This window comes from Thermomonas beijingensis (assembly GCF_020034655.1).
Classification (GTDB): Bacteria; Pseudomonadota; Gammaproteobacteria; order Xanthomonadales; family Xanthomonadaceae; genus Thermomonas; species Thermomonas beijingensis.
The window spans coordinates 40,974-65,707 of record NZ_JAIQDJ010000001.1; the positions used below are offsets into that span (position 1 = coordinate 40,974).

At 59.8% G+C, this 24,734-nt stretch carries 18 protein-coding genes, 2 tRNA genes and 3 rRNA genes; 11 read left to right on the plus strand and 12 right to left on the minus strand.

Translation table 11 applies throughout. The features are described 5' to 3' along the window. Window positions 1–40: 40 nt before the first annotated feature. The gene (locus K7B09_RS00170; protein WP_223625289.1) at window positions 41–769 is read right to left on the minus strand and encodes a hypothetical protein; all 729 of its coding nucleotides are present in this window, start codon (window positions 767–769) and stop codon (window positions 41–43) included. 30 nt (window positions 770–799) lie between these two features. Continuing rightward, entirely contained in the window at window positions 800–1,462 is a 663-nt protein-coding gene (gene pyrE / locus K7B09_RS00175) for an orotate phosphoribosyltransferase (RefSeq protein WP_223625292.1), read from the minus strand. Between the two features lie 88 nt (window positions 1,463–1,550). Between pyrE and K7B09_RS00180 the strand changes: the two genes are divergently transcribed. Together K7B09_RS00180 and K7B09_RS00185 are read left to right on the plus strand one after the other, a co-directional pair. After that, the gene (locus tag K7B09_RS00180; RefSeq protein WP_223625295.1) at window positions 1,551–2,351 is read left to right on the plus strand and encodes an exodeoxyribonuclease III; all 801 of its coding nucleotides are present in this window, start codon (window positions 1,551–1,553) and stop codon (window positions 2,349–2,351) included. Then, on the plus strand, window positions 2,348–3,652 hold the full coding sequence (locus tag K7B09_RS00185; protein ID WP_223625300.1) for an AmpG family muropeptide MFS transporter: 1,305 nt from the start codon (window positions 2,348–2,350) through the stop codon (window positions 3,650–3,652). Before K7B09_RS00180 ends, K7B09_RS00185 begins: the two co-directional genes overlap by 4 nt. On the opposite strand, the gene K7B09_RS00190 is transcribed toward K7B09_RS00185, so the two are convergent. Both K7B09_RS00190 and K7B09_RS00195 read right to left on the minus strand, forming a co-directional pair. Then, window positions 3,640–4,767, minus strand: a complete 1,128-nt coding sequence (locus tag K7B09_RS00190) for an anhydro-N-acetylmuramic acid kinase (RefSeq protein ID WP_223625304.1) — start codon at window positions 4,765–4,767, stop codon at window positions 3,640–3,642. The genes K7B09_RS00185 and K7B09_RS00190 overlap by 13 nt on opposite strands. A gap of 39 nt (window positions 4,768–4,806) precedes the next feature. Beyond that, window positions 4,807–6,261, minus strand: a complete 1,455-nt coding sequence (locus K7B09_RS00195; RefSeq protein WP_374349707.1) for a peptidoglycan DD-metalloendopeptidase family protein — start codon at window positions 6,259–6,261, stop codon at window positions 4,807–4,809. A 173-nt stretch (window positions 6,262–6,434) separates the two neighbouring features. Between K7B09_RS00195 and tyrS the strand changes: the two genes are divergently transcribed. The 8 genes from tyrS (at window position 6,435) to K7B09_RS00235 (ending at window position 15,163) form a co-directional block, all read left to right on the plus strand. Further along, window positions 6,435–7,649 (plus strand): tyrosine--tRNA ligase, encoded by a 1,215-nt coding sequence (tyrS, locus tag K7B09_RS00200; protein WP_263296556.1) that lies wholly within the window; start codon window positions 6,435–6,437, stop codon window positions 7,647–7,649. 521 nt (window positions 7,650–8,170) lie between these two features. Next, window positions 8,171–9,715: ribosomal RNA gene (locus K7B09_RS00205) — 16S ribosomal RNA — on the plus strand. Window positions 9,716–9,818: 103 nt separating this feature from the next. After that, a tRNA-Ala gene (locus K7B09_RS00210) sits at window positions 9,819–9,894 on the plus strand. A gap of 16 nt (window positions 9,895–9,910) precedes the next feature. Next, a tRNA-Ile gene (locus K7B09_RS00215) sits at window positions 9,911–9,987 on the plus strand. A 223-nt stretch (window positions 9,988–10,210) separates the two neighbouring features. Continuing rightward, a 23S ribosomal RNA gene (locus tag K7B09_RS00220) occupies window positions 10,211–13,072 on the plus strand. A gap of 189 nt (window positions 13,073–13,261) precedes the next feature. Continuing rightward, window positions 13,262–13,375 (plus strand): 5S ribosomal RNA (rrf, locus tag K7B09_RS00225). Together the 16S, 23S and 5S rRNA genes with 2 tRNA genes alongside form the textbook arrangement of a ribosomal RNA operon. 97 nt (window positions 13,376–13,472) lie before the next feature. Beyond that, on the plus strand, window positions 13,473–14,843 hold the full coding sequence (gene glmU, locus K7B09_RS00230; protein ID WP_223625310.1) for a bifunctional UDP-N-acetylglucosamine diphosphorylase/glucosamine-1-phosphate N-acetyltransferase GlmU: 1,371 nt from the start codon (window positions 13,473–13,475) through the stop codon (window positions 14,841–14,843). After that, on the plus strand, window positions 14,840–15,163 hold the full coding sequence (locus tag K7B09_RS00235) for a helix-hairpin-helix domain-containing protein (protein ID WP_223625313.1): 324 nt from the start codon (window positions 14,840–14,842) through the stop codon (window positions 15,161–15,163). Before glmU ends, K7B09_RS00235 begins: the two co-directional genes overlap by 4 nt. A gap of 84 nt (window positions 15,164–15,247) precedes the next feature. On the opposite strand, the gene K7B09_RS00240 is transcribed toward K7B09_RS00235, so the two are convergent. Then, window positions 15,248–16,078: a DUF3108 domain-containing protein gene (locus K7B09_RS00240; RefSeq protein WP_223625316.1), complete on the minus strand. Its 831-nt coding sequence runs from the start codon at window positions 16,076–16,078 to the stop codon at window positions 15,248–15,250. 27 nt (window positions 16,079–16,105) lie between these two features. On the opposite strand from K7B09_RS00240, the gene K7B09_RS00245 reads away from it, so the two are divergent. Next, on the plus strand, window positions 16,106–16,492 hold the full coding sequence (locus K7B09_RS00245; protein ID WP_223625318.1) for a hypothetical protein: 387 nt from the start codon (window positions 16,106–16,108) through the stop codon (window positions 16,490–16,492). Here K7B09_RS00245 and K7B09_RS00250 read toward each other — a convergent pair. The 7 genes from K7B09_RS00250 to K7B09_RS00280 are packed head-to-tail and all read right to left on the minus strand — an operon-like array spanning window position 16,450 to window position 24,611. After that, entirely contained in the window at window positions 16,450–17,226 is a 777-nt protein-coding gene (locus K7B09_RS00250; protein ID WP_223625320.1) for a CPBP family intramembrane glutamic endopeptidase, read from the minus strand. The genes K7B09_RS00245 and K7B09_RS00250 overlap by 43 nt on opposite strands. 34 nt (window positions 17,227–17,260) lie before the next feature. Further along, entirely contained in the window at window positions 17,261–18,574 is a 1,314-nt protein-coding gene (locus K7B09_RS00255) for a sensor histidine kinase (RefSeq protein WP_223625323.1), read from the minus strand. 1 nt (window position 18,575) lies between these two features. Beyond that, window positions 18,576–19,916 (minus strand): sigma-54-dependent transcriptional regulator, encoded by a 1,341-nt coding sequence (locus tag K7B09_RS00260; RefSeq protein ID WP_223625326.1) that lies wholly within the window; start codon window positions 19,914–19,916, stop codon window positions 18,576–18,578. 22 nt (window positions 19,917–19,938) lie between these two features. Further along, on the minus strand, window positions 19,939–21,180 hold the full coding sequence (locus K7B09_RS00265; protein ID WP_223625329.1) for an ABC transporter permease: 1,242 nt from the start codon (window positions 21,178–21,180) through the stop codon (window positions 19,939–19,941). A 56-nt stretch (window positions 21,181–21,236) separates the two neighbouring features. Further along, window positions 21,237–22,538 carry an ABC transporter permease gene (locus tag K7B09_RS00270; protein WP_223625332.1) on the minus strand — a complete coding sequence of 434 codons (1,302 nt, stop codon included), beginning with the start codon at window positions 22,536–22,538 and terminating at the stop codon, window positions 21,237–21,239. Between the two features lie 10 nt (window positions 22,539–22,548). Beyond that, complete coding sequence (locus K7B09_RS00275) at window positions 22,549–23,274, minus strand: ABC transporter ATP-binding protein (protein WP_223625335.1); 726 nt, start codon at window positions 23,272–23,274, stop codon at window positions 22,549–22,551. 14 nt (window positions 23,275–23,288) lie between these two features. Further along, window positions 23,289–24,611, minus strand: coding sequence for an efflux RND transporter periplasmic adaptor subunit (locus K7B09_RS00280; RefSeq protein ID WP_223625339.1), 1,323 nt, complete (start codon window positions 24,609–24,611; stop codon window positions 23,289–23,291). Window positions 24,612–24,734 lie beyond the last annotated feature (123 nt).

A 24,734-nucleotide genomic window follows, 5' to 3' on the forward strand; every position in this document is an offset into this window, starting at 1 on the left:
CCTAACCGCAAAGTGGCACTCCGGCTGCCACCAGGGTGACTTAGCCTGCCGGCGATTTTGCGGCGGTGGGGGCGGCCGACGACGTTGCCGCAGGCCCTGCAGGTGCTGCCGCACTGGGCTCGGCCTTGGTTGGCTTCATCAGGCGATAACGCCGCAGGGAGTCTTCAAATTCACTCCCCAGTTCGGAGCGATCCTGCTGCTGCGCCAGCAAAATCTGGCTTTGCCGCAGCAAATCCGCGTGTTGGGTTTGGATCGAATCGGCCAACGGCCTGGGTACCGGCGTGTTCGAGAGCTCTTTGTTGCCGGCTTGCCGCAGCAGGGAAATCAAACTTGACCGCAAGGTGGAGACGGTCAGGCGGCTGGATTTGATCGACTCATCCAGCAGCGCGGTGCGCTCGCCATAGGCGCGGCGCAGATCGCTTTCGGTCATGTAGGACTCGACCATGGCCAAGTCACGGCGTTTTTGCATGGCTTCGGCTTCTGCCTGCTGGCGGGCCAAGTCGGCGGCCTGAGCGGCAGCACTGCGTTCTTCCGAATTCAAGGTGCGGTCGATATGCGCTGTGGCCATGCCGCTTTTGATCGAGAATTCAGTGCGCGCACTGTCGGTGGCGGAGGCGGGCAGCGCGTCGCCACAGATCTTGCGGCCGGCGTCGTTCCAGCAGTAAATCTTCTTTTCGGTGTGTGGTGCGGTTTGCGCAGCCGCCATTGCCATCACCCCCAACAGGGCCATGGCAAGTGTGGAGCTCACGATGTGTCGATGCAGCGGCATGACGGCCCCCTGTGGCAGTCGATGAGCGTATCAGGCGATACCGTAGCGCGCACGGTAGGCGAGCAGAGCATCGCGATAAGTGGAAAGTTCGTTGCTTTCGCCAACAAACGCAAGCAGGTCACCCAAACCGGCCACCGCCACCACCGGAATCGCGTGCTCGTGGGCCACCGATTGCGCAGCAGATTCGGTAGCGTCTTCGCGCACCCGTTCCTGGCGGTCCAGTGCAATCACAATGCCTGCGGTGTGGCCGCCTGCGGCCGCAATAATACCCAGCGCTTCGCGGATCGCGGTGCCGGCGGTGATCACATCATCCACGATCAACACACGTTTGCCGGTGAGGGTTGCACCAATCAGGTTGCCGCCTTCGCCGTGCGTCTTGGCTTCCTTGCGGTTGAACGCCAACGGCAGGTCGCGGCCACGACGGGCGTATTCGCATGCCAGTGCGGTGGCCAGCGGGATGCCCTTGTAGGCGGGGCCAAACAGCACATCAAATTGCAGACCTGCCGCATCCATGGCATCGGCATAACAGGCCGCCAGTCCGGCTAACGTGGCCCCGGAATTGAACTGTCCGGCATTGAAGAAATACGGGCTGATGCGGCCAGACTTGAGGGTGAATTCGCCAAAGCGCAGCGCATCGGCGCGCAGGGCCAAGTCCAGGAAGCGGGAGCGGTGGTCAGAAGTCGTATGCGTCATGCCGCAATTGTCCCATGTTGTAGCGCCAGCTGGCGGTGATGGCGGGTGGATCGGTTAGGCTTGGCCATTCTTCATCGATTTCATGTGCATGCGCATCCTCAGCTTCAACGCCAATGGCCTGCGTTCGGCCGCCAGCAAGGGCTTTTTCGAGTGGTTCAACACGCAGGATATCGACGTGTTGTGCGTGCAGGAAACCAAAGCCCAGGTGCATCAATTGACCGATGCCGCATTTCGGCCGGCCGGCTATCACGCATGGTTCAAGGATGCGCAGAAGAAGGGCTATAGCGGCGTAGCCATCTACAGTCGGCGCGCGCCCGACGACATCCGCACCGCGCTGGGCTGGGCACCATTTGACGAGGAAGGGCGCTATCTCGAAGCCCGCTTCGGCAATCTGTCGGTGGTCAGTTTCTATATTCCGTCGGGCAGCTCCGGCGCGGAGCGCCAAGGCTTCAAGGAAGCGGTCATGGCGTGGCTGAAACCCATTCTGGACGGCTGGCTGGCCAGTGGTCGCGAGTATGTGTTGTGCGGCGATTGGAACATCGTGCGCGCTAGGAACGACATCAGGAACTGGACTGGCAACCAGAAAAATTCCGGCTGCCTGCCGCAGGAACGTGCATGGCTCAGCGGATTGATCGCCGATGCCTGCCACGACGGTCTGATCGTCCCGCCCGCGCATGGCTGGAAAGACGCCTTCCGCGTCGCCAAGCCCGACGTGGTGGAGTATTCGTGGTGGTCGCAGCGCGGCGGTGCGCGCGCCAATAACGTTGGCTGGCGGATTGATTACCAGATCGCCACACCCGGCATTGCGGCGGGTATCCGCAGCGCCGAAATTTTCCCCGAGCCTAAATTTTCCGACCACGCGCCGCTGCTGGTGGAGTACGCCGAATGAGTACTCCCGTGAAGCCCCAAAAACCTTCGGTCTGGCAATCGTTTGCGCAACCGGCGGCGGGCACCATGTTCTTCTTCGGTTTTTCCTCGGGCCTGCCGTTCTTGCTGGTGGCAGGCACCTTGGCGTTTTGGCTCAAGGATGTCGGCATCGTGCTGAAAGACATCACCATGATCGCCAGCGCCGGCATGTTGTATGCGTTCAAATTCGTGTGGGCGCCGCTGCTGGATCATTGGCAGTTGCCGGGGTTCCAGCGCTTGGGGCGGCGGCGCGGTTGGTTGCTGGCGGCGCAGCTGGGGGTCATCGCCAGCTTGCTGCTGATGGCGGCCACCACGCCAGCCCAGCTTGGCCTGTTCATTGCAGCCACGCTGGGCGTGGCGTTTTTCGGGGCCACCCAAGACATTGCAGTGGATGCCTACCGGATTGAAATTGCACCGGTGGATGCACAAGGCGCGTTGGTGGCCACCTATTCGTTGGGCTATCGCATCGGCCTGATTTTGGCCGGCGCATTGGCCGCGATCTTGGCCGACCACATCGCCTGGAGTCTGGTGTATGTGCTGATGGCGGCGGCGATGTTGATTCCCCTGATTGCCAATTTGCTGGCGCGCGAACCGGTGGTGCCCACGGCGGAACACCTGCCGTGGAAAGCTGCGATGGTGCGTGCGGTGGCCGACCCGTTCACCGATTTTTTCCGTCGCTACGGGGTGGCACTGGCGTTGACCGTGTTGGCCTACATCCTGCTGTTCAAAGTGCCCGAACAGGCCACCATCGGCGGCATCATGAGCCCGTTCTATGTGGATCAAGGCTTCAGCAAAACCCAGATTGGTTCGATCACCAAGCTCTGGGGGGTGTGGGTGGGCATTCTTGGCGTGTTCTGCGGCGGCGCATTGGTGACTCGGATGGGCGCGTGGAAGTCGCTGGGGTTGATGATGCTGGTGTGCGGCAGCTGTAATTTGCTGTACCTGCTGCTGATGGTGCACAAGGGCGATGTGTGGGTGCTCACTGCGGTGATCTCGGCGGAAAATTTCACCCTGGGGATGTTGGGCCCACCCACCGTTGCGTTCCTCTCGGCGCTGGTCAACAAGGAGCACACCGCCACGCAATACGCGTTGCTCAGTTCGCTGGTCAATCTGCCTGGGAAAGTCCTCGGCTTCTTCGCTGGCGGCATCGTCATGGCCACCGGCTACGGCATGTACTTCGTCATCACCGTGTTGGCACTGATTCCTGCGGCCCTGCTGTATGTCTGGCTGACGCCGCCGCTGCGGCAGCGGGTCTTTGTCGAAGCAGGTACTCAGGCCGGATAAAGCGCGCCCAGCACGCGCAGCCCGGCAGCATCGGTGACGGCGGGCAGGTTGCCGGGGCGGCCTGCCAGATGCTCGCGCGCCAGCCACGCAAAGGCCATTGCCTCCACATAGTCCGGATCCAGCCCGTGCGCGGCGCTGGACTCGATGTTGGCGGTTGGCAGCGCCTGCGCCAACGCCGTCAGCAGCAGCGGGTTATGTACGCCGCCACCGCACACAATCACGCGCCGCGTCTGCGGTTGGGTGGCAGACAGCGCTGCGGCCACGCTGTGAGCGGTCAGCGCCAGCAACGTGGCTTGCACGTCGGCGGGCGGCTCGTGGCCGGCAAGGGCCGCTGCGACCCAATCCAGGTGGAACTGGTCGCGGCCGGTGGATTTCGGCGGCGGCGCGGCAAACCACGGCTCGTCCAGCAAACGTGCCAGCAAACCGGCATCCACCTGACCTTGCGCGGCAAATGCACCACCGGCATCAAACGCATGGCCAAGCTGGCGCTGGCACCACGCATCCATCAGGCCATTGGCCGGGCCGGTATCAAAACCACGCACCGTGCCCGATGCCGGCAACAACGTGAGATTGGCAATCCCGCCCAGATTCAGCACGGCGCGATCTTCATTTGCATCGTGCAGTACCGCCGCATGGAACGCCGGCACCAGCGGTGCGCCGTGGCCACCCGCGGCGACATCGCGGCGGCGGAAATCGGCCACCACCGGCACCTTGCAGCGTTCGGCAATGCTGCTCGGGTCGCCCAATTGCAGGGTGAAGGGCACCTCGCCTTGCGGGCGGTGGCGCAGGGTTTGCCCATGCGAGCCGATCGCGGCGATCAGGTTGCGATCCACACCCGCAGCGTCGATCAAGGTATTGGCGGCATCGGCAAATGCCCGCCCAATGTGCACATCCAGCATGCCCACCGCATCCAGCGTGAGTGCTTGCGCGTGCTGACCCAAGGCCACCAGTTGTTCGCGCAGCGCAGGTTGCCACGGCAGCACTTGTCCGGCCAGCAACGTGGGCCGGGCGTGCGCAGAGTCGTTATCGAAGCGCACCAGCGCGGCATCGATGCCGTCGGCACTGGTACCGGAGATCAGGCCAAGAAAGAGAGGCGTATGTGCGATGTCGGACATGCGCCGCAGTATCGCACTGCGGCGCGAAAAACGTGCCGATCACCCCTTGCGCCGGTTCCCGCGTTTGCCCGCCTTGGGGGCGGGCGTGGCACTGGCGACGCGGCTGCCGTCATCCAATTGGAACACCACGTTTTCCACTTCGCGAATTTTTTCCAGCGCGTGGCGGGTGTCGCTCTTGAATGCAACCAAGGTATCGCCGGTCAGCGGTGCCGGCGGTGGCATGGTCATCTTCAACGGGTTCACTTGCACGCCGTTGACGCGAAATTCATAGTGCAGATGCGGGCCGGTGGCCATTCCCGTGCTGCCCACATAGCCAATCACCGCGCCCTGCGCCACACGTTGGCCGGTGTGGATACCGGCAAACCGCGACATATGCCCGTACAGCGTGGTCTTACCGGCGCCATGATTCAGGATGACCACGTTGCCGTAGCCACTTTTTTGCCCCACAAACTCTACTTTGGCATCACCTGCCGCCTGGATCGGCGTGCCGGTACTGGCAGCGTAATCCACACCCTTGTGCATGCGGAAGGTGCCCAGAATCGGGTGATTGCGGCCACCAAAGCCGGAGGTCAGGCGCGCATACGGAATCGGCATGCGGATAAACGGGCGTTTGAGCGAGCGCCCATCGGGAGTGAAGTATTCGGGCTTGCCGTCGCGCATAAAGCGGAACGCGCTCTTGAGGTGGCCATCCACGGTGAAGGTGGCGGCCTGCACCGGCCCGGTGTTGACCAGTTGGCCGTTCTTCCAAGTTTGATCCACCACCACACTGAAGCGGTCGTCTTCGCTCAGATCTGAATCGAAGTCGATGTCGTACTTGAACATTTCATCAGTGAGTTGCTCCAGCTGCGAACTGCCCAGCCCCAGTGCGCGTGCCGATGCAAAGAGTGATCTACCTACCTCGCCGGTCAACACCACCGTGCGGGTGGTGATTTCCACCGGCACCGCACGTTCGCGCAACGCATCGCCATTGAATTCCAGTTCGATGGGGCTATCACCAATCCCTGGGCCCGCTTCCAGCCGCATCGCCCGTACGCTGCCGTCGGCAGGCAGATTAAAGCTCAATACCGTGCCGGGGCGCAGCTTGCGCAGCGTGGGCTTGATCGTGGGATGCTGCATCACCCGCGCAAGCTGGTCATACGGGATACCCAATTCCTCGAACACGCCACTCAGTGTTTGCCCAGGCTTGAGCGTAATCGACTGCCAGCGATCATCGGTGGTCTTGCCTGCGCGATGGCCGAGTTTGGGCAGCGACAACGTCATGGTCATGCGTTGCGCATTGGGGTTGTTGGGGGTGTTCAGCACCGTCGAGAAGCCGGGCACAATAGCCGCCAGCAACATTCCTATAGTGGTCAATACACTGGCATGTGCCCAGTGCCGGCGGGTCCACCGTCCGCGGAATGGGTGTGCAATGGATAGACTGGCGGGACGATCAGCATTGACCCGGGCGCGCTCTAAATTCTCGCGGCGTACGGCCTCGTGATTCGTGTCCGCCATGTGTGGATCCCCGCGTGTGCTGATTTACCCGACGCGGTACCATAATCAGATGATGGGCGCGCGTCAACCCGTTGAATCTGTTGGTAATTTCGAAATTTTCAGTTAACGTGTCCTTAACCTTCAGCTGAATACGTGGTGCCCCGCCGCGCCGCCGAAAAGCACACCCATAGAGAATGCCTGTGTCCGAGTTGCAGCAAGCTGTCGAGTTGATTGCCCGTGGTAGTGACGAAATCCTCAAGCGCGAAGAGCTCGAGGCGCGCCTGAAGCTTGGTCGGCCGTTGCGGGTCAAGGCCGGTTTTGACCCCACCGCGCCGGATTTGCACCTTGGCCACACCGTGCTGCTCAATAAGATGCGCCAGTTCCAAGACTTGGGGCATCAGGTGATCTTCCTGATTGGCGACTTCACCGGCATGATCGGCGACCCCACCGGCAAGAACATCACCCGCAAGCCGCTGACCCGCGAGGACGTGCTGGCCAATGCGCAGACGTATGCCGAGCAGGTGTTCAAGGTGCTCGACCGCGAGCGCACCGAAGTGCGTTTCAACAGCGAATGGTTCGGGCAGATGAGTGCCGCCGACATGATCAAGCTCGCCGCGCAGCACACCGTGGCGCGCATGCTCGAGCGCGACGATTTTGCCAAGCGCTATGCCGCGCAGCAGTCCATCGCCATCCATGAATTTCTGTATCCCCTGGTGCAGGGCTATGACTCGGTGGCGCTGAAAGCCGATGTCGAGCTTGGCGGCACCGATCAGAAGTTCAATCTGCTGATGGGGCGTGGCCTGCAAGAACACCACGGCCAGCCGCCGCAGATCGTGTTGACCATGCCGCTACTGGAAGGGCTGGATGGCGTCAACAAGATGAGCAAGTCGCTTGGCAATTACATCGGCATTGCCGAGCCGGCCATCGACATCGTCACCAAGACCATGAAGATTGGCGATGACTTGATGTGGCGCTGGATCGACCTGCTCAGCTTCGAGATCGGGATTGGGGAAGCCAAGCAGCTGCGCGGCGAGATTGCCGCGGGCATGAATCCGCGCGATCTCAAGCTGCGGCTGGCGCATGAGCTGGCTGCGCGCTTCCATGATGCGGCACAGGCCGAACAGGCTGTGGCCGGTTGGCATGCCGCAGTGCGCGGCGAAGGCGATCTGTCGCAATTGCCGCTCCATGAAGTGACGGTTCCTGCAGAGGGTCTGCGCATCGCGGCGCTGCTGACTGCAGCAGGTATCACGCCGTCCAACGCCGAGGCCAACCGCAAGCTGAAAGAGCGTGCGGTACGTGTGGATGGGGAGGTGTTCGAGGATGCCGCGCGGGTATTTGCGCCGGGATTCGAGGGGGTGTTGGCGGTGGGCAAGCGCAACTTCGCCAGAGTCCGTCTGCAGAGTGTCTGATTTGTGCGGTGGATGGCAAGCAATTGCAATTTTCGCTTCCCTATTCGCGGCGGATGCCGCATAATCGTTTCCCCCTTGCAGCTGTCCACGAAAGTGCACACGGCAACGTGTGAAGATCTTCGCGGGAAGGTGTTGACTGCAAGGAAAAAGCCGGCATAATGTGCGGCTCGCTTCGGCAAAAGCCTTCGGGTGGTGGTTGAGGCGGTTGGGTCAAGATTCTCGGTGACGGGGTGTTGACAAAGTGGAAAAGCCCGGCATAATGGGCGGCTCACTCGGGGGCTACGGCGCTTGGGTGGAACAGGAGAGGCGCTGAGGCCGATTCTGGAGATCTTTGACAGTGTGCGCAGGTGACTTGTGCGGGCGTCTGGTGATGGATGATTTGTCCATAGCAGACGTTCGATCAACACCATCAATTCAAAAGTATTCATAGGCATCAGCAATGATGTTTAAACGTACAGCGAGTAATGGAGTTGGGCGGACTTTGCATTTTTAAGCATTAGAGGCTTCGGCCTCGAACACTTTAAGTGAAGAGTTTGATCCTGGCTCAGAGTGAACGCTGGCGGCAGGCCTAATACATGCAAGTCGAACGGCAGCACAGTGGAGCTTGCTCCATGGGTGGCGAGTGGCGGACGGGTGAGGAATACATGGGAATCTGCCCAGTCGTGGGGGATAACGTATGGAAACGTACGCTAATACCGCATGCGCCCTTCGGGGGAAAGTCGGGGACCGCAAGGCCTGACGCGATTGGATGAGCCCATGTTCGATTAGCTAGTTGGCGGGGTAACGGCCCACCAAGGCGACGATCGATAGCTGGTCTGAGAGGATGATCAGCCACACTGGAACTGAGACACGGTCCAGACTCCTACGGGAGGCAGCAGTAGGGAATATTGGACAATGGGCGCAAGCCTGATCCAGCCATGCCGCGTGAGTGAAGAAGGCCCTCGGGTTGTAAAGCTCTTTTGTTGGGGAAGAAAAGCAGTTGGTTAATACCCGATTGTTCTGACGGTACCCAAAGAATAAGCACCGGCTAACTTCGTGCCAGCAGCCGCGGTAATACGAAGGGTGCAAGCGTTACTCGGAATTACTGGGCGTAAAGCGTGCGTAGGTGGTTGTTTAAGTCTGATGTGAAAGCCCTGGGCTCAACCTGGGAATGGCATTGGATACTGGATAGCTAGAGTGCGGTAGAGGGTAGTGGAATTCCCGGTGTAGCAGTGAAATGCGTAGAGATCGGGAGGAACATCCGTGGCGAAGGCGACTACCTGGGCCAGCACTGACACTGAGGCACGAAAGCGTGGGGAGCAAACAGGATTAGATACCCTGGTAGTCCACGCCCTAAACGATGCGAACTGGATGTTGGGCTCAACTTGGAGCTCAGTATCGAAGCTAACGCGTTAAGTTCGCCGCCTGGGGAGTACGGTCGCAAGACTGAAACTCAAAGGAATTGACGGGGGCCCGCACAAGCGGTGGAGTATGTGGTTTAATTCGATGCAACGCGAAGAACCTTACCTGGCCTTGACATGCACGGAATCCTTTAGAGATAGAGGAGTGCCTTCGGGAACCGTGACACAGGTGCTGCATGGCTGTCGTCAGCTCGTGTCGTGAGATGTTGGGTTAAGTCCCGCAACGAGCGCAACCCTTGTCCTTAGTTGCCAGCACGTAATGGTGGGAACTCTAAGGAGACCGCCGGTGACAAACCGGAGGAAGGTGGGGATGACGTCAAGTCATCATGGCCCTTACGGCCAGGGCTACACACGTACTACAATGGTGGGGACAGAGGGCTGCAAGCGCGCGAGCGTGAGCCAATCCCAGAAACCCCATCTCAGTCCGGATTGGAGTCTGCAACTCGACTCCATGAAGTCGGAATCGCTAGTAATCGCAGATCAGCATTGCTGCGGTGAATACGTTCCCGGGCCTTGTACACACCGCCCGTCACACCATGGGAGTTTGTTGCACCAGAAGCAGGTAGCTTAACCTTCGGGGGGGCGCTTGCCACGGTGTGGCCGATGACTGGGGTGAAGTCGTAACAAGGTAGCCGTATCGGAAGGTGCGGCTGGATCACCTCCTTTTGAGACATGGCAACAGAAGTTGCCAGGCGTCCGCACAAGTGACCTGCATTCAGAGAACGGCGACCCGCAAGGGGCCGTGTCCCTTAATCTTTTAAGCATTAATGGGGCCTTAGCTCAGCTGGGAGAGCACCTGCTTTGCAAGCAGGGGGTCGTCGGTTCGATCCCGACAGGCTCCACCACTAAGCGCGACACATTGGGTCTGTAGCTCAGGTGGTTAGAGCGCGCCCCTGATAAGGGCGAGGCCGGTGGTTCGAGTCCTCCCAGACCCACCACGATGTAACTCTGAATGATCTGCGCACACACACTTTGAAATGGCTAGGCATTGTGGCCTGGTCATGTTCTTTGAAAATCGGGAAGAAGAGTCAAACGAGCGTTTGAGACGTAAGTCTTACAACGTGTCGAGGCTGAGGCGAGATGGCGTAAGCCATCTTTATCAAGTGATAGTCGTACCATTCGCTGGTATGCGTATCGCCCTGAGGCAACTTGGGGTGATATGGTCAAGCGAATAAGCGCACACGGTGGATGCCTTGGCAGTCAGAGGCGATGAAGGACGTGACAGCCTGCGAAAAGTATCGGGGAGCTGGCAATAAGCTTTGATCCGGTAATGTCCGAATGGGGAAACCCACCCGCAAGGGTATTGCATGGTGAATACATAGCCATGCAAGGCGAACGCGGTGAACTGAAATATCTAAGTAACCGTAGGAAAAGAAATCAACCGAGATTCCGTCAGTAGCGACGAGCGAACGCGGACAAGCCCAAAAGTCGATCTTGTTTTAGCAAAACACTCTGGAAAGGGTGGCCATAGCGGGTGACAGCCCCGTATGCGAAAGGGCCTGATCGATGAAATTGAGTAGGGCGGGGCACGTGAAACCCTGTCTGAACATGGGGGGACCATCCTCCAAGGCTAAATACTCCTGACTGACCGATAGTGAACCAGTACCGTGAGGGAAAGGCGAAAAGAACCCTGGTGAAGGGAGTGAAATAGACCCTGAAACCGTGTGCGTACAAGCAGTCGGAGCCCTTCGGGGTGACGGCGTACCTTTTGTATAATGGGTCAGCGACTTACTGTTCGTGGCGAGCTTAACCGTATAGGGGAGGCGAAGGGAAACCGAGTCTGATAAGGGCGCATAGTCGCGGGCAGTAGACCCGAAACCGGGTGATCTAGTCATGCCCAGGGTGAAGGTACCGTAACAGGTACTGGAGGCCCGAACCCACGCCCGTTGCAAAGGTCGGGGATGAGGTGTGATTAGGAGTGAAAAGCTAATCGAACCCGGAGATAGCTGGTTCTCCTCGAAAGCTATTTAGGTAGCGCCTCATATGAATCCTCTCGGGGGTAGAGCACTGTTATGGCTAGGGGGTCATCGCGACTTACCAAACCATTGCAAACTCCGAATACCGAGACGGACTGTATGGGAGACACACGGCGGGTGCTAACGTTCGTCGTGAAAAGGGAAACAACCCAGACCCACAGCTAAGGTCCCAAATTACTGCTAAGTGGAAAACGATGTGGAAAGGCATAGACAGCCAGGAGGTTGGCTTAGAAGCAGCCATCCTTTAAAGAAAGCGTAATAGCTCACTGGTCGAGTCGGTCTGCGCGGAAGATTTAACGGGGCTAAGCAGTAAACCGAAGCTTGGGGTGTGCATCTTTGATGCACGCGGTAGAGGAGCGTTCCGTAGGCCTGCGAAGGTGGATTGAGAAGTCTGCTGGAGGTATCGGAAGTGCGAATGCTGACATGAGTAACGATAATGCGGGTGAAAAGCCCGCACGCCGAAAGCCCAAGGTTTCCTTGCGCAACGTTAATCGACGCAGGGTGAGTCGGCCCCTAAGGCGAGGCAGAAATGCGTAGTCGATGGGAAGCAGGTTAATATTCCTGCACCTCGCGTAAGTGCGATGGAGGGACGGAGAAGGTTAGGCAGGCCGGGCGTTGGTTGTCCCGGTGAGAGGACTGAGGTGGTGCCCTTAGGTAAATCCGGGGGTGCAACATTGAGGTCAAGGACGAGTCCATTAGGACAGAGCTGCCGATATCACGCTTCCAGGAAAAGCTCCTAAGCTTCAGCTTACGCAGACCGTACCGTAAACCGACACAGGTGGGTAGGATGAGAATTCTCAGGCGCTTGAGAGAACTCGGGTGAAGGAACTAGGCAAAATAGCACCGTAACTTCGGGAGAAGGTGCGCCAACCATGGTTAATAGCTAAGGTTGGCCGAAGTAACCAGGCCGCTGCGACTGTTTATCAAAAACACAGCACTCTGCAAACACGAAAGTGGACGTATAGGGTGTGACGCCTGCCCGGTGCTGGAAGGTTAATTGATGGGGTCAGCCGCAAGGCGAAGCTCTTGATCGAAGCCCCAGTAAACGGCGGCCGTAACTATAACGGTCCTAAGGTAGCGAAATTCCTTGTCGGGTAAGTTCCGACCTGCACGAATGGCGTAACGACAGCGGCGCTGTCTCCACCCGAGACTCAGTGAAATTGAAATCGCTGTGAAGATGCAGCGTTCCCGCGGCAAGACGGAAAGACCCCGTGAACCTTTACTATAGCTTTACACTGAACGTTGAGTTCATCTGTGTAGGATAGGTGGGAGGCTGTGAAGTGTCGGCGCTAGCTGGCATGGAGCCAACCTTGAAATACCACCCTGATGTGCTTGACGTTCTAACCTGGGCCCGTAATCCGGGTCGGGGACCGTGTATGGTGGGTAGTTTGACTGGGGCGGTCTCCTCCCAAAGAGTAACGGAGGAGCTCGAAGGTACGCTCAGCGCGGTCGGACATCGCGCACTGTGTGCAAAGGCATAAGCGTGCTTGACTGCAAGATCGACGGATCAAGCAGGTAGGAAACTAGGACTTAGTGATCCGGTGGTTCTGTATGGAAGGGCCATCGCTCAACGGATAAAAGGTACTCCGGGGATAACAGGCTGATACCGCCCAAGAGTTCATATCGACGGCGGTGTTTGGCACCTCGATGTCGGCTCATCACATCCTGGGGCTGTAGTCGGTCCCAAGGGTATGGCTGTTCGCCATTTAAAGTGGTACGCGAGCTGGGTTCAGAACGTCGTGAGACAGTTCGGTCCCTATCTGTCGTGGGCGTTGGAGATTTGAGAGGGGCTGCTCCTAGTACGAGAGGACCGGAGTGGACGAACCCCTGGTGTTCCGGTTGTCACGCCAGTGGCATTGCCGGGTAGCTATGTTCGGAAGCGATAACCGCTGAAAGCATCTAAGCGGGAAGCGCGCCTCAAGATGAGATCTCCCGGGGCACAAGCCCCCTAAAGGAACCATCAAGACCAGGTGGTTGATAGGCAGGGTGTGTAAGCGCAGTAATGTGTTGAGCTTACCTGTACTAATGATCCGTGTGGCTTGACCATATCACCTCAAGTTGCTTCGTACGCCGAAGCAACCCTTGGCCTCAATACGTTGATGGCTTACCGCAAATGCTCGTTCACTCTTCTTCCCCCCCTTGAGAGCGTGGCGCTACTTGTTGTGCGCATCCCTGCGCAAGAGCCTGCACATCCTTGTGCAGACTTCCAAACAAGCAAGCGACCCTCCACCCTCTCCCTGGTGACAACAGCGCTGTGGTCCCACCCGATCCCATCCCGAACTCGGAAGTGAAACACAGCTGCGCCGATGGTAGTGTGGCTTTGCCATGCGAGAGTAGGTCATCGCCAGGGCCTTATCCCAAACCCCGCAGATATCCTCTGCGGGGTTTTTCTTTGGCGAGGCTTGGGATTGCGCGGTAACATCCAATCAAATTTCCGGGAGTCGAAAATGAGTGCAGCACTTCATGTCGTGATTCTTGCCGCTGGCGAAGGCAAGCGGATGAAGTCTGTGCTGCCCAAAGTCCTGCAAACAGTTGCCGGGCAGCCCATGCTCGCGCATGTCATCGCGGCGGCGCGTAAATTGAAACCCGCAGGTATTCATGTCGTGTTTGGTCACGGCGGCGATCAGGTGCGGTCAGCGTTTGCTGCGCAATCGGATTTGCTGTGGGCCGAGCAAGCGCACCAGTTGGGCACCGGGCATGCGGTGCAGCAGGCGATGGTGCAGATACCTGACGCTGCAAAAGTCCTGGTGCTGTATGGCGATGTGCCGTTGATTACGGCTGACTCCTTGCAGCGGCTACTTGCTGCACCCGCGAAGCTGGCGGTACTCGCGGCGGAATTGGCAAACCCAACGGGGTATGGCCGGATTTTGCGCGATAGTGAAGGGCATGTGGCTGCGATTGTTGAGCAAAAGGATGCCAGCGAAGACCATCTTCGTATCCGCATGGTCAATACTGGTGTGATCGCAGCGGAAGCTGCCTCGCTCAAGCGCTGGTTAGCGGGATTGTCGAATTGCAATGCACAAGGCGAGTACTACCTGACCGACGTGTTTGCCAGTGCAGCGCATGAATTTGCAGCAGCTGAAGTCGTGGTGGTTAACGACCCATTGGAAACCGAAGGGGCGAATGACCCTTGGCAGTTGGCGCAGCTGGAGCGTGCTTTTCAGCTGCGACAGGTACGCAACTTGTGCATGGATGGAGCGCGGGTAGCCGACCCTGCACGGGTCGATATACGTGGTGTGGTGACTGTGGGACGGGATGTCGAGATTGATGCGGATGTGATTTTTGAAGGCACGGTGCGCTTGGGGGATGGCGTTCGCATCGGGCCGTTTTGCCGGATCAAGGATGCAGACATTGCAGCGGGTACGGTGGTGCGTGCGCATTGCGATATTGAAGGTGCGCAGATTGGAACGGGCGCGCAGATTGGGCCATATGCACGGCTACGCCCGGGCACGGTGCTGGCCGAGGATGTGCATGTTGGCAACTTCGTGGAAACCAAGAAAGCGACGTTGGGCCGGGGTAGCAAAGCCAATCATCTGAGTTATCTGGGTGACGCGGTGATCGGCAGCCAGGTCAATATTGGGGCCGGCACGATTACCTGCAATTACGACGGCGTAAACAAGTTCACCACCACGATTGGTGATGGGGTGTTCGTGGGTTCCAACAGTGCGTTGGTGGCACCTGTGAAGATTGGTGACGGGGCGACGATTGGTGCCGGCTCCACCATCAGCAAGGATGCGCCTGCCAACAAGCTGACAGTGGCGCGCGAGCGTCAAATCACGCTGGATGGCTGGCATCGGCCGGCCAAGAAGACCACATGAATCCGGCCCGGGTCAGGCGCGAAGCGGTGCGCACGCTGACCGACTTGCCCAATGTCGGGCCGGCGGTGGCCGGTGATCTGCGCATGCTGGGCATTGAGCAGCCGCAACAGCTGGTGGGGCGTGATGCGTGGGATATGTACGCGCAGTTATGTGTGCTGACGCGGCAGCAGCATGACCCTTGCGTGATCGACGTGTTCTTGTCCCTCACTGACTTTATTCAAGGGGGGCAGCCGCAGCCGTGGTGGTATTACACCGCGCAGCGCAAGGCGCAGCTGCGCTCAGCGAAGAACCGGGGCGGCGCCCCGATTGCAGGCGCATGAATTTAGGCCGTTGGGCAAATCGCGGGGCGCGTGGGTGGAATGGGCGCCTTCCCGCGCCGTAGACGACAGCAGTGATTGCCCGGTTCACGTGCCAGCAGGCGGAGGCAGCGGGAATTCGATCGCCGTCGGTGCCGCGAGCAGCAGCTTGGTCCGGTAGCCCCGGGCAGAAGCGTCTTCTTCCTTGAGGATGACGCGGGTCGTTTTTTCGATCCAGAATCGCTGAAAGCTGTTGCTCCCTGGCTTTCCGCTCTCGGTCTCGACCAGCCAGCAGGCGTGGCTCAGGCCATCTGCACCGGTCAGGTTGCGGTCGCCCAGCACCGTGTAATCCACGTCGATGGGTGCGGCCATGCCGACATCGAACATGCGGATGCGCAGGGTTCCGCCTTTCTCGAACGGCAGCAGGGGCAGCAGGGTCAGATCGGAATGCCAGTTCATCCACCAGCCTTGATTCATCGACGCGAACCCGGCGCGCATGGTGGCCAGGGAGGCTTCGGGCAGTTCGCCTTGCACGTGTCCCGTCGCCTTGCCTGGCTCGATGTAGGTCGTGATGTTTCGGTCTGGCGTCAGCCATGCGCTGGTTTGCGTCAGCGTGGCAATGTCCTGGCCCGAATGGACGGTGTGGGCGGTATGGACAACGCCGCCTTCGCTTTCCCAGTGCTGGTCGATGACCCAGTTGTCCTGCCCGCCCGAGTCGTCGTGGCTGACCCGGCTGGTAGCAAGCATTGCGCGCTTGATTCCGGTGTCGGCGACGCCGTGGAAATAGACCAGATAAGTCGATGTCGTTGGCCGCAGGCTGGAGATGTGCAGATCTTCCGGATTCACTCGGGTGACTGTATCCGCGCTGGCGCTGCCGACAGCCAGAGCAAGCAGCGCCGCTGCAGAAATTGCCTTGATGATCTTGATGGTCGGTTTCATGTGCAATGATGTTGTTTTAATGGGTGGGTGGAGCGCATGCGTCGAGGAACGTTGTTCATCGGGTGGGGAGCCATCATTCCCGGTCGGGAAACGATGGCGTCGAACGTGCTTCAGGACGCCATGGTTTTTTTGCACAAGCTCGAATCCGAAGGCGTGATTGACGGGATCGAGGTGGTGCTTCTGGAGCCGCATGGCGGCGATCTGGATGGGTTCGTCCTCATCAAGGGGCGTCTGGATCAACTGGCGCAACTGCGCGTGCAGGACGATTTTGTGAAGATGATCATCGGCGTGCGTCTGGTGCATTCCGGCGTTGGCGTGGTGGCGGGTCATTCCGGTCAGGAAATGCAGCCATACCTGCTGGCGTGGGCCGATCAGGAACGTCGATTGCTGGGTGCGTCCGAGGAAAAATCCTGATCGGTGTTCGGCTTTTCTCCGGAGGCTGCGGGGTAAAGGGCAATGAAGGCGAACAGGATGAGGTGCACGGCGGCTGAGATCCAGCGGCCCTCGACGGGATCTGCCATGGTCGTCTGCCAGGCCTGTGACAGCAGCGAATTACTGAGGTTCCAGCCCCAGTGCAGCCCGACCGCAGCCCACAGCGATTGCATGCGCCAGGCAGCGGCGGCGTAGGCCAGCCCCAAGCAGAACAGCCGGATTTGCTCGCTGACTCCCCAGTCGAGTCGCCAGATATGGTTCGCCGTATACAGCGCTGCGGAGGCGATGACATAAGATCCAAATCCCAGTGGTCGTGACGTGAACCGCAGCAAAAAGCCGCGGGTGAGGATGTCCTCGGCGATGGATGGAATGAACGTGGTGACCAGACCGATGCCGATGACGGTGAGTGAAAGGGGAGCCGCCGGGACGAATTGTTCGACGCCAAGACCGAGCGCAATGGCTTCGGCTGCCAGCTTGGCGGTGATGGCGAGCAGCAGGGTACTGACCAGCAGCGGCAGCCAACGCGTGGCGATCAGCCCATAAGTGCGAAACCCGCCACCATCGATCCAGCGGCCGACTGGCCAGGCAAGCACCAACGTCAGCACCATCAGCGCAGGCCCCAAGGGGCTTGTGGGTGCAAAGACGGTCTGGAGTCCTTCCGACGTCTGATACACGACGAGCAGCAACAGGAACCCAATGACAAGACGCGTGTTCATCGGCGGTATTCCGGTAAGGGCAGTGAAAGCGGAATCATCGGTCAGGCAACACCATCGATACACACAGCCCGCCGCCTTCGCGGTTGAGCAAGGCGATGCGGCCGCCGTGGGCCTCGGCAATCTCGCGTGCGAGGGCCAGCCCCAGTCCGGTGCCATGGCGCTTGGTGGAATAAAACGGCAGCAGCGCATTGGCCAAGACGGCGGCATTCATCCCGCTGCCGCGATCCAACACTTCGATGCGCCAACTCTCCGGCAATTTGCGCACCGTGAGCCGCACTTCCTCAGGCGAAGACCCTGATTCATGCGCGTTCTTGAGCAGATTGATCAGGGTTTGTTCCAGTTGGGCGGCATCGATGCGGGCAATGCCGTCGGCGGGCTGCAGGTCGGCGCTGAACGCAACTTGCGAGCGCAATTGTTCGATGAAGCGCGACCACTCCACCGGGGTAAGACGTGGCGCTGGTAATTTGGCAAAGCGGGCGTAGTCGCGAATGAAGCCTTCCAGATGGCGGGCGCGCTCTTCAATCGTGGCAAGTGCCGAGGGCAGGCGCTCATATTGCTCGCGGCGCAGCAGCTCGGCGCCGGAGTGTGCCAGCGAGGCGATCGGTGCCAGCGAGTTGTTGAGCTCGTGACTGATTACGCGAATGACTTTCTTCCAGGTTTGCACTTCCTGCCTGCGCAACTCGGCGGTGAGCTGACGTAGCAAAATCAACGCATGCACACGGCCATTGAGGCGGAAGTTGCGCCGCGACAAATGATAAATGTCTTCGTCGTCCTCACTGCCCACGCTGAACATGCCATCGCCGCCACGTGCAAAGGCGTCCTGCACGGCAGGGTCGGCGTGGCCCAGGATGTCATCGAAATGATGACCCTCCAGTCGTTTGCCATCCCCCAGCAGTTTGCGTGCGGCAAGATTGCCCAGCACGATGCGTTGCGCCGGGTCGACCAGAATCATCGCCACCGGTGTGTTTTGCACCATGGTATCGAGCAGCAATTCGCGTTGTACCAGCGCCAGCCGTTGCTCGCGCAGCGCATCGCCTAATGCGTTGTGCGCGTTCACCAGTTCGCCAAGGTCACCGCCGCCATCCCAGCGCACGCCAAAGCTGAAATCGCCATCGCGATAACTGGCCACGGTGCCGGCCAAGGCGCGAAACAGCGCACGATTAGGAGCCAGGATCCGCTGGACGATCCATAGGCAAGCGGCACCGACCAACACGCAAGGCAGGCCAATGGCGGCCCAGGGTTGCCACCATGTCGACAGCTGCACACTGCTGATGGCAACCGCGATCACGGCCACGCACAGCAGTGCACTGAACTTGCTGGCGATGGTGAATCTGCGTAAGGCGCGCATGTCAGCTACGCGCAATGCCAAGGCGGTCGAGTCTGCGATACAAGGCTTGGCGCGACATGCCCAGTTCCGCTGCGGCCTGCGCCAATACACCACCACAGCGCGACAAGGCGGCTTCGATGCTGGCGCGGTCTGGTTCATCGCCACTGTTGGCAGGCAGCGGCGTGGTGGCAGTGGGCAGCGCAAGATCAGGGGTTTCGATGCGCTCACCACGGGCCAGCAATGCGGCGCGTTGCATCACATTGCGCAGCTCGCGCACATTGCCCGGCCAAGCGTGGCGTTGCAGCGTGCGTTCGGCGTCTTCACTCAAACGCTTGCCGGCAGGCAAAAAGTGATGGGCCAAAGGCAGAATATCGCGTGGGCGCTGCGCCAATGGGGGGATGCGCAGTTCAATACCGTTGAGGCGATAGAACAAGTCTTCGCGAAATTTTCCTTCGGCAATCAGCGCGGCCAGATCGGCATTGGTGGCACTGACGATGCGCACCTTCACGCTGCGCTCGCGGTTGCTGCCCAGTCGTTCGAAGCGGCCGGTTTCCAGCACCCGCAGCAACTTCACTTGCCCGGCCAGCGGCAAGGTGCCGATTTCATCCAGGAACAACGTACCGCCATCGGCCGCTTCGAACTTGCCCTCGCGTGATTTGCTGGCACCGGTGTAGGCGCCGGCATCGGCGCCAAACAATTCAGCTTCGATCAATTCACTCGGCAATGCCCCGCAATTGAGGGCCACGAATGGCCCGGACTTCACTGCGCTGTTGAAGTGCAGGATTTCGGCATAGCGTTCCTTGCCTGCCCCGTTGGGGCCGGTGATCAGCACGGGGATGTCGGCGCGTGCCACCTGACAGGCAAGTGCGAGTACGGCTTCGCTGGCAGGGTCTGCATACAAGGTGCCACGCAAATCGAAATCGCGTTCGAGTGCGCTGCGGCGCTGGCGTTCGCTGCGATTGTTCTGTGCCAGCTGCCGCCTGCTTTCGCCCAGCTCCAGCAGGTTGTTGAGCGTGGTGATGAGTTTGCGGTCATCCCACGGCTTGGCCAGATAGTCGGCGGCGCCGGCCTTGATTAACTCCACGGCAGCTTCCAGATGCGTCCATGCGGTCAACAAAATCACCGGCAAATCCGGATGCGCTGCGCGAATTTGCTGGAACAGTGCCACGCCTTCTTCACCCGAGGTGGTGTCGGCGTGGAAGTTCATGTCCTGGATCACCAGATCAATCGGTGTCTGCGCCAGTACCGCAAGACCCGCCTGCGGCGAGTCTGCATACACGCTGCGAATATCGTGCAGTGACAGCAGTACTTCCAGCGCAGTGGCTATGGCAGCGTTGTCGTCGATGATCAGGATGGTGGGCATCGGGCGATTGTAATGTGGCAGCTCAGGCCGAGCGGGTGGCGATCGCCGGCGGCACCATGGCAGCACGCCGTGCCGGCCCCAGCACCGCAAGCTGGCCCAGTACCCACAGGATCAATGCACCGGCAGGCAAGTACAGCAATGGCAGGTGCGGCAGTTCGTATTTGCTCATCAACAATTGATTCAGGCCAAAGGCGAGCAGCATGCCCAGCGCGATACCAATGCCGGCAATCAGGAAATTTTCGATTTGGAAATAGCGCAGGATCTGGCCACGGGTGGCTCCCAGTGCGCGGCGAATCCCGATCTGCTTGGTGCGTTGTTGCACCCAGAAGCTGGCCAGACCCACGATGCCCAGCGCAGTAATCAAGAGCAGGCCCATGCACACCGCACCCAACAACCATGCCATCGCACGCGGTGCTTGATAGAACTCGTTGCGCAAGTCGGAGAATGGCTTGGTGTTTTCATCGAGGATGATGCGGTCATTGCCACGGCTGCGCAGCAGTTTGACGGCGGCCTTGAGGACTTCGGTGCGCCGCTCCGGGGTGGTGCGAACCACGTAATTCCCACCCACGTTGTAGTGCGCGCGCAGCGGGAAGACCATCGTGTATTCGCGGGCGCTGGGGCCGTCTTGCAGGCTGGGACGTACCAGGTGCTCCAGTACCCCGACGATGGGGATGGGGCGATCGCCCCAGCTGTAAAAGACCTTGCCGATGATTTGCGCCACCGGGATGCCGGGGTAGAGTTTTTCCGCCATCTTGCGGGTCACGATGGCAGCAGGGATGCCGATCGGCTCCTTGCTGCTGTTGACGGCTTCAAAATCCAGATATTCATCCGGCCTGAAACCACGCCCGGCAATCAGGCGGCTGCCGAATGTACTCAGAAAATGCTCATCCGCCATATAGCTGGTGGCAACGAGGGTGGTTTGTTGTTGCTCTGGCGACAGGCGGACACCGCTGTTCCAGGAGGAATTCACGAACGGCACCTGATTGACCACGGTGGCATCCTTGACCCCGGGGATTGCGCGCAGCGCGGCCAAATCGGTGCGGGTGCGGGCGGTGGCATTGTCATCGCTGCCGCTGCTCGTCAATTGGATGCGCAGCAGCTCACGTTCGGCAATGCCACTGGGTTCATTGATCTGGCTGACACGGTCACCAATCATGAACAGTGCATTGCAGATGATGGCGCAGGTCAGCGCAATTTCGAGCACGATCAAGGCGGCTGCGGTCTTGTGGCGCGCCAGCGTGGACAGGATGGGGCGAATTTCCATGGGGTGCTCCGTTTTTGCTTGTCATTCCCGCGCACGCGGGAATGCTGGGGATAAGGTCATTGCGACTTGAGCTGGATGGCTGGCGTCACCTGCATCGCCCGCCATGCCGGCAGCAGGCCTGCCAGCAGGCTGGCCACAATGGCCAGCACAAAGGTGACCAGCAGCATGCCAAGGTCAAGATGGGCCAGCTTGGCGTAGCTGGCAGGCTGCATGCGCACGGCCCACAAGCCCAGCAAGGACAGCCCCAAGCCAACCACACCACCGGCCAGCCCAATCATTCCGGCTTCCACCAGGCATTGCTTGAAAATCTCCCGCCGCGATGCGCCCAGCGCCCGTCGCACGCCGATTTCGCCGCTGCGACGCAGGAACTTGGCCAGCAGCAGCCCCACCGTGTTGACCATGCACACCAGCAGAAAGCCAAAACCCAACCACAACTGCAGCACCACATCGGAGGGCACCACTTTGTTGTAGGTCAGCCATTGCATGACATTGCTCAGGCGCACATTGGTCGGCCGCTCGAAGCGCCCGGCCTTGCGTTGCAAGTCGGAATAATTGCTCAGGTAGTTGCGATAGGCGCTGACTTTGTCGGCACTATCGAGTTCTACCCAATACTGGATCCACGCACAGGGCGCGTTTTCGGCGGTGTTGTCACCACGGCTATCAGCCCAGCAGTTCATGCTGCCATTGCGGCCCATCTGCAAATCACGCGAGGTCGAAAACGGCAGGAAAATATCCTCGTTGCCGCCATAGGTGTCGCGGTTCATGTCATAAAACGCGGGTGTCGGCTTCCACTCCGCCATCACCCCGACAATGGTGAAATCGCTTTGATCCAGGCGCAATGTCTTGCCCACGCTGTTGCCACCGGCAAACAGACGTTGGTTGAGCGAACGCGTGATGACCGCAACCCGCGCATGCGCCGCATCGTCCTTGGCGGCCCAGCCATTGCCATGCAGAAATGGCACATCGAACATCGGGAAAAAATCCGCGCTGGTATAGCGCGCATCCGAGCGGAACGGGATCAGCCCGGATTGTCCCGGGATCACCGCCACGTTGCCGCCGGTCATCATTGCTTGCCGATCCGCACGCTTTTCCTTCAGCAGGGTTTCGGAATCAAAGCGGGTCATCTGGTCTTGCGGGTCGCCACCTGGCCGATAACCCAGTTTGCTTTCAGGGTCCATCTGCACGTAGAACAACTGGCTGCTTTTTTGCGGGATGGGATCCCCGGACAGCACATGGAATACGGTCAGCGTGGTCATGCAGGCGCCGATGCCAAGTGCAATGGCCAGCACCATCAGCGCGGTCAGTGCCTTGTTGCGCTTGAAGCTGCGCAGGGCGAGGTTGAGGTAATAGCCGAGCATGGCGGTGTCCTCAGGCAGTCGTGGTGCTGGCGCTGTTGGAATGCAGCGAGCGTTGCAGGGCGGAGGTGACGGACAAGTCGGTCGCCATGCCATCGACGATGTGCACATTGCGTTGCGCGCGCGCGGCCAGTTCCGGGTCGTGGGTCACCATTACAATGGTGGTGCCTTGCTCGTTGATATCTTCCAGCAGCTCCATCACGCTGCGCGCCATCTGCGAATCCAGGTTGCCGGTGGGTTCGTCGGCCAGCAATAGCTTGGGGCTACCTGCCAGTGCGCGTGCAATCGCGGCGCGTTGCTGCTGCCCGCCGGAGAGTTCCGCCGGATAGTGCTTCATGCGCGAACCAAGGCCCACCATGCCCAGTGCATCTTCAATGCGCAGCTTGCGTTCGGCCGCGGGCATGCCGCGATAGCGCAGCGGTACGTCGCAGTTGTCGAACAGGTTCAAATCGGGGATCAGGTTGAAACCCTGGAAAATGAAGCCGATCTTTTCATTGCGCAGTTTGCTGCGGGCGTTGTCGTTCAAGCCTTTGACGTTGATGCCATCGAGCATGTAGTCGCCGCCGGTAAATTCTTCCAGCAAGCCTGCGATATTGAGGAAGGTGGTCTTGCCCGAACCCGATGGCCCGGTCACTGCGACGAATTCGCCATCGGCGACATGCAGGTCGAGCGAGCGTAGTGCGTGGGTTTCCACCAATTCTGTGCGATAGACCTTGGTGACCTGATGCATGTTCAGCATGGTGAGGAGTCCTGTTAGTTTCCGGAAATACGGACGCGGTCCGCGTTGTTGAATTGGTCGGTGCCGGAGACCACGATGCGGTCACCGACGTTCAGGCCCGAGGTGATTTCGACACTGGAGAGAGATGCAGCGCCGGTGCGAATGGGGCGGCGCACGGCGCTGCTGCCATCCACCACGTAGGCCACGTTGCCACCGTCTTGTTCAAGGAAGGGGCCGCGCTCGACCATCAGCACGTGCTTGCGCGTGTCCATCACGATGCGAACCGACAAGCGTTGGTTCTGGCGCAATCCCGGTGGCTGCTTACCATTGGCAAAGCGCACGCGCGCGGTCACTTCACCGCTGACAACCTCGGGCGACACCGCCGCAATTTCAGCGGGGAAGGTAGCGTTGTTGGCACTGATCTGCGCCGGCATGCCGATGCCAAGATCGCGTGCGAAGCTTTCCGGCACTTTCATTTCCACTTCGAATTTGGACAGATCCACCACACTCAACACCGGGCCATTGGCAATCACTTGCGTACCCTGTGGTACTTGCACTTGCCCCACTTGGCCGTCGAACGGTGCGCGCAGGGTCAACAGTTCCACTTGGCGGCGCGCTTCGGCCACCACGGCTTGTTGGCGCTGCGCTTGGAGTTGCTTGTTGCGCGCATCCAGGCTTGCACCGGCGCTTTGCAAGGAAAAATCGCGCTGTGCGGCGGCAAGGCCGATATCGGCCTTCTTCATCATGTCCTGGGCGCGATTCAAATCATTCTTGGGCACCGCGCCGCCATCGAATGCACGCTGGTAGCGCTCCAGATCGCGTTGTGCCGCAGTGCGATCGACGCTGGCCTGGTCAAGTGCACGCTGCGCGTTGGCGCGTGCGATTTGCGCGTCCAGCTGCGCGCGGCTGGCGGCGGCCTCAAAGCTTGCCAGCGTGGATTCTTCTTGCACCAACTTGCTGCGCAGCTCGGGGCTGTCAATCGTGGCCAGCGCTTGGCCACGGGTCACCTTGTCACCGGCAACGATGGACAGGTGCACGGTGCCGGCAGCGATGGCATACAGCGTGGGACTGTTGGAAGCGATCACCTTGCCATCAGCGCTGAGATCGCGCACCAAGTCGCCACGCGTCACTTGCGCGATGCGCATCCGCGAAGCATCGAACGATTGCGCGCCACCCATCCAACGGGACGCCACCCATGCGGTCAGCAGCAGCACGCCTGTGCCCGCGATGACAGGCACGATCCATTTGCGGCGACTGGGCGCGGCGTGTGCCATGCGCTGATCTTGGCCGGCGGTATCGCGGATGCGGCCACGGGGGGCGGTGGCCGGGTGCGCGGGCGAGGTTGATTGCTTATCCATACCCGCTATGAAGCAACTACCGTGCCAACTACAAGTTATTGAAAAATATAGGGAATAATTCTTGTGCTGCGTCCGTTGGACAAACGGATGCGTCCGCGCGGACACAGTCGACGGCTGGCACCG

What these genes read in the sequence shown, in the direction of transcription:
- K7B09_RS00170 (WP_223625289.1), bottom strand. Translation starts at nt 769, where the DNA reads ATGCCGCTGCATCGACACATCGTGAGCTCCACACTTGCCATGGCCCTG.
- pyrE (WP_223625292.1), bottom strand. Translation starts at nt 1,462, where the DNA reads ATGACGCATACGACTTCTGACCACCGCTCCCGCTTCCTGGACTTGGCC.
- K7B09_RS00180 (WP_223625295.1), top strand. Translation starts at nt 1,551, where the DNA reads ATGCGCATCCTCAGCTTCAACGCCAATGGCCTGCGTTCGGCCGCCAGC.
- K7B09_RS00185 (WP_223625300.1), top strand. Translation starts at nt 2,348, where the DNA reads ATGAGTACTCCCGTGAAGCCCCAAAAACCTTCGGTCTGGCAATCGTTT.
- K7B09_RS00190 (WP_223625304.1), bottom strand. Translation starts at nt 4,767, where the DNA reads ATGTCCGACATCGCACATACGCCTCTCTTTCTTGGCCTGATCTCCGGT.
- K7B09_RS00195 (WP_374349707.1), bottom strand. Translation starts at nt 6,261, where the DNA reads ATGGCGGACACGAATCACGAGGCCGTACGCCGCGAGAATTTAGAGCGC.
- tyrS (WP_263296556.1), top strand. Translation starts at nt 6,435, where the DNA reads ATGCCTGTGTCCGAGTTGCAGCAAGCTGTCGAGTTGATTGCCCGTGGT.
- glmU (WP_223625310.1), top strand. Translation starts at nt 13,473, where the DNA reads ATGAGTGCAGCACTTCATGTCGTGATTCTTGCCGCTGGCGAAGGCAAG.
- K7B09_RS00235 (WP_223625313.1), top strand. Translation starts at nt 14,840, where the DNA reads ATGAATCCGGCCCGGGTCAGGCGCGAAGCGGTGCGCACGCTGACCGAC.
- K7B09_RS00240 (WP_223625316.1), bottom strand. Translation starts at nt 16,078, where the DNA reads ATGAAACCGACCATCAAGATCATCAAGGCAATTTCTGCAGCGGCGCTG.
- K7B09_RS00250 (WP_223625320.1), bottom strand. Translation starts at nt 17,226, where the DNA reads ATGAACACGCGTCTTGTCATTGGGTTCCTGTTGCTGCTCGTCGTGTAT.
- K7B09_RS00255 (WP_223625323.1), bottom strand. Translation starts at nt 18,574, where the DNA reads ATGCGCGCCTTACGCAGATTCACCATCGCCAGCAAGTTCAGTGCACTG.
- K7B09_RS00260 (WP_223625326.1), bottom strand. Translation starts at nt 19,916, where the DNA reads ATGCCCACCATCCTGATCATCGACGACAACGCTGCCATAGCCACTGCG.
- K7B09_RS00265 (WP_223625329.1), bottom strand. Translation starts at nt 21,180, where the DNA reads ATGGAAATTCGCCCCATCCTGTCCACGCTGGCGCGCCACAAGACCGCA.
- K7B09_RS00270 (WP_223625332.1), bottom strand. Translation starts at nt 22,538, where the DNA reads ATGCTCGGCTATTACCTCAACCTCGCCCTGCGCAGCTTCAAGCGCAAC.
- K7B09_RS00275 (WP_223625335.1), bottom strand. Translation starts at nt 23,274, where the DNA reads ATGCTGAACATGCATCAGGTCACCAAGGTCTATCGCACAGAATTGGTG.
- K7B09_RS00280 (WP_223625339.1), bottom strand. Translation starts at nt 24,611, where the DNA reads ATGGATAAGCAATCAACCTCGCCCGCGCACCCGGCCACCGCCCCCCGT.